The 3336-nt window shown below is 64.2% G+C and carries 2 protein-coding genes and 1 pseudogene; 2 read left to right on the top strand and 1 reads right to left on the bottom strand.

The window, feature by feature from the left end; translation table 11 throughout:
* A pseudogene (locus tag AC1D00_RS32780) lies at nt 1-84 on the bottom strand (TetR/AcrR family transcriptional regulator); the annotation flags it as partial.
* A 543-nt stretch (nt 85-627) separates the two neighbouring features.
* Between AC1D00_RS32780 and purB the strand changes: the two are divergent.
* Complete coding sequence (gene purB, locus AC1D00_RS32775; RefSeq protein ID WP_477013520.1) at nt 628-1935, top strand: adenylosuccinate lyase; 1308 nt, start codon at nt 628-630, stop codon at nt 1933-1935.
* Between the two features lie 112 nt (nt 1936-2047).
* Nucleotides 2048-3220 carry a M20 aminoacylase family protein gene (locus AC1D00_RS32770; protein WP_477013519.1) on the top strand — a complete coding sequence of 391 codons (1173 nt, stop codon included), beginning with the start codon at nt 2048-2050 and terminating at the stop codon, nt 3218-3220.
* Nucleotides 3221-3336 lie beyond the last annotated feature (116 nt).

The raw sequence follows: 3336 nt of genomic DNA, 5'->3' as shown, positions 1-3336 counted from the left end.
GGCTTTGGCAAGTCCGTAGCGCCTGAGCACGTCCTCGGTAACTTCGAGGATCCGCTCCGGCGTCAAGACAACGGCTTCATTCATGCCAGCACCATGTTCCCGTTGAGGGCTCAGTTACCCGGCGATGGAGCTGCTTCCGAAGCGCCCGTGCCGGTCGTTTCGGAAAGCTCTCGCCTCAATGAGGCAGTTTTGCAGCMTGCGCCGCGATCTGGCGCGCCACCAGTAAATTGAGCCAATGCCCAATCGTCCCGGTCAAATTGATGATTTCGGTCGTCATTGTCGTAAGTCTCCATTCGTCCACGGTCCCCTCTCTTCAATTTCGTCCCTCGATCCGCATTTGTTTCGGACGTCGGGGCTTCCGGGGGTGGCCGCGGGATGCCCAATCGGAGCATCCGAGAACGGATATACACGTCCCGCTGACAGATTTCAATATCTGTCAGTCAATGATCCGTGATTGACAGCTCCCTTTTGATCCGCCGACCCGGCGGGCGGGTCCAGCGGTCATCCCCCGTTACCTTGCCTCCACTGTTTGTTTCGCCCTCCCCGCTCTGCTAAATCACGGCGTAAAAAGCATTTTGGCCGGTCGCCGCCCCCTGGGGCCGCCGCCCACCTTCCTGGAGCAGTCTGATGATCCCCCGCTATACCCGCCCGGAAATGGCCTCGATCTGGGAGCCGCAGACCCGGTTCAAGATCTGGTTCGAGATCGAGGCGCACGCGGCGGACGCCCTGGCCGAGCTCGGGACGATCCCGAAACAGGCCGCCAAGACGGTCTGGGACAAAGCCCGTAACGCCACCTTCGACGTCGCCCGCATCGACGAGATCGAGCGCGAGACCAAGCACGACGTCATCGCCTTCCTCACCCACCTCGCCGAGATCGTCGGCCCCGAGGCGCGCTTCGTGCACCAGGGCATGACCTCCTCCGACGTGCTCGACACCTGCCTCAACGTCCAGCTCACCCGCGCCGCCGACCTGCTGCTCGCCGACCTCGACAAGGTGCTGGCGGCGCTGAAGAAGCGCGCCTTCGAGCACAAGATGACGCCGACCATCGGCCGCAGCCACGGCATCCATGCCGAGCCGGTGACCTTCGGCCTCAAGCTCGCCTATGCCTATGCCGAATTCTCGCGCGCCAAGGAGCGCCTGATCGCGGCGCGGAAGGAAGTCGCGACCTGCGCCATCTCCGGCGCCGTCGGTACCTTCGCGCAGATCGATCCGCGCGTCGAAGAGCACGTTGCAAAAGCCATGGGCCTCGTGCCCGAGCCGATCTCGACCCAGGTGATCCCGCGCGACCGCCACGCGATGTATTTCTCGACCCTTGGCGTGATTGCCTCCTCGGTCGAGCGCATCGCGGTCGAGATCCGCCACATGCAGCGCACCGAGGTGCTGGAGGCCGAAGAGTTCTTCTCCGAGGGACAGAAGGGCTCTTCCGCCATGCCGCACAAGCGCAACCCGGTGCTGTCCGAAAACCTCACCGGCCTCTCCCGCATGGTGCGCGCCTATGTGACGCCGGCACTGGAGAACGTGGTGCTCTGGCACGAGCGCGACATCTCGCACTCCTCCGCCGAGCGGATGATGGGGCCTGACGCGACCGTCACCCTCGACTTCGCGCTGGTGCGCCTTGCCGGCCTGATCGACAAGCTGCTGGTGTATCCCGCCAACATGCAGAAGAATCTCGATCGCCTCGGCGGCCTCGTGCACTCCCAGCGCGTGCTGCTGGCGCTGACGCAGAAGGGCGCGARCCGCGAGGACGCCTACAAGCTCGTGCAGCGCAACGCCATGCCGGTCTGGCGCGGCGAAGGCGACTTCCTCCAGCTCCTGAAGAAGGACACTGAAGTGAAGAAGTATCTCACCGACGCCGAGATCGAGGAGCAGTTCGACCTCGGCTATCACCTCAAGCACGTCGACACGATCTTCAAGCGCGTGTTCGGCGAGAGCTGAGCGTCACGTCCGTAGCCCGGGTGAGCGCAGCGATACCCGGGAATCCTTTCAAAAGATCCCGGATGTCGCTTCGCTCATCCGGGCTACAGCAAGAACAAGAACGGATCCCCTCATGCCCATCGTCAACCGCATCGCCGCCCTCTCCGACGAAATGGCCGCCTGGCGCCATGACTTCCACGAGAACCCGGAATTGCTCTACGAAGTCCACCGCACCGCCGGCATCGTCGCCGACAAGCTGCGCGAGTTCGGCTGCGACGAGGTGGTGACGGGCATCGGCCGCACCGGCGTGGTCGGCGTGATCCGCGGCCGCAAATCCGCTTCCGGCAAGACGATTGGCCTGCGCGCCGACATGGACGCGCTGCCGATCATGGAAACCTCGGGCGTGCCTTACGCCTCCAAGGTCCCCGGCAAGATGCACGCCTGCGGCCATGACGGCCACACCGCGATGCTGCTGGGTGCCGCAAAATATCTCGCCGAGACGCGCAATTTCGACGGCACCGCGATCGTGATCTTCCAGCCCGCCGAGGAAGGCGGCGGCGGCGGCAAGGCCATGGTCGAGGACGGCTTGATGACGCGCTGGAACATCCAGGAAGTCTACGGCATGCACAACATGCCGAACCTGCCCGAAGGCCATTTCGCGACCACCCCCGGCGCGATGCTCGCCTCCTCCGACAACATCCAGATCACGGTCTACGGCAAGGGCGGCCACGCCGGCGCGKGTCCGCACAAATCGGTCGACAGCGTGCTGATCGGCTCGCAGATCGTCAATGCGCTGCAATCGATCGTGGCGCGCAACGTCGATCCGCTCAAATCCGCGGTCATCTCGATCACGCAATTCCACTCCGGCACAGCCTTCAACATCATCCCGGAGGTTGCCGAGCTCGGCGGCACCGTGCGTACGCTCGACCCCGAGGTGCGCGATCTCGTCGAACGCCGTATCGGCGAGGTCGCCGAGAGCGTCGCACGCGCCTATGGCGGCTCGGCGGAGACGAAATACACGCGGATGTATCCGGTGACGATGAACCATGCGCGCGAGGCCGGCCTTGCCGCCGACGTTGCCCGCGACATCGTCGGCGCCGACCGCGTCAACGACAAGTTCATTCCGATGATGGGCGCCGAGGACTTCTCCTTCATGCTGGAGGCGCGTCCCGGCGCGATGATCCTGGTCGGCATGGGCGACGGCAACGAATGTCACCACCCGTCCTATGTCTTCAACGACAACATCCTCGGCCACGGCGCCTCGTTCTGGGTGCGCCTGATCGAGACGAGGATGGCGGCGGGTTGAGACTGTATGCGCTGCACGTGTAGCCCGGGTGAGCGCAGCGACACCCGGGAACGCGAATACCGATCCTCTTGACGTGTCCCGGATGTCTCTTTCGCTCATCCGGGCTACATTCCCGC

The sequence above is a fragment of the Bradyrhizobium sp. P2_E8 genome, from assembly GCF_056403875.1.
The sequence above is the reverse complement of the archived record's forward strand: the minus strand, read 5'-3'. Positions and strand labels throughout refer to the sequence as shown.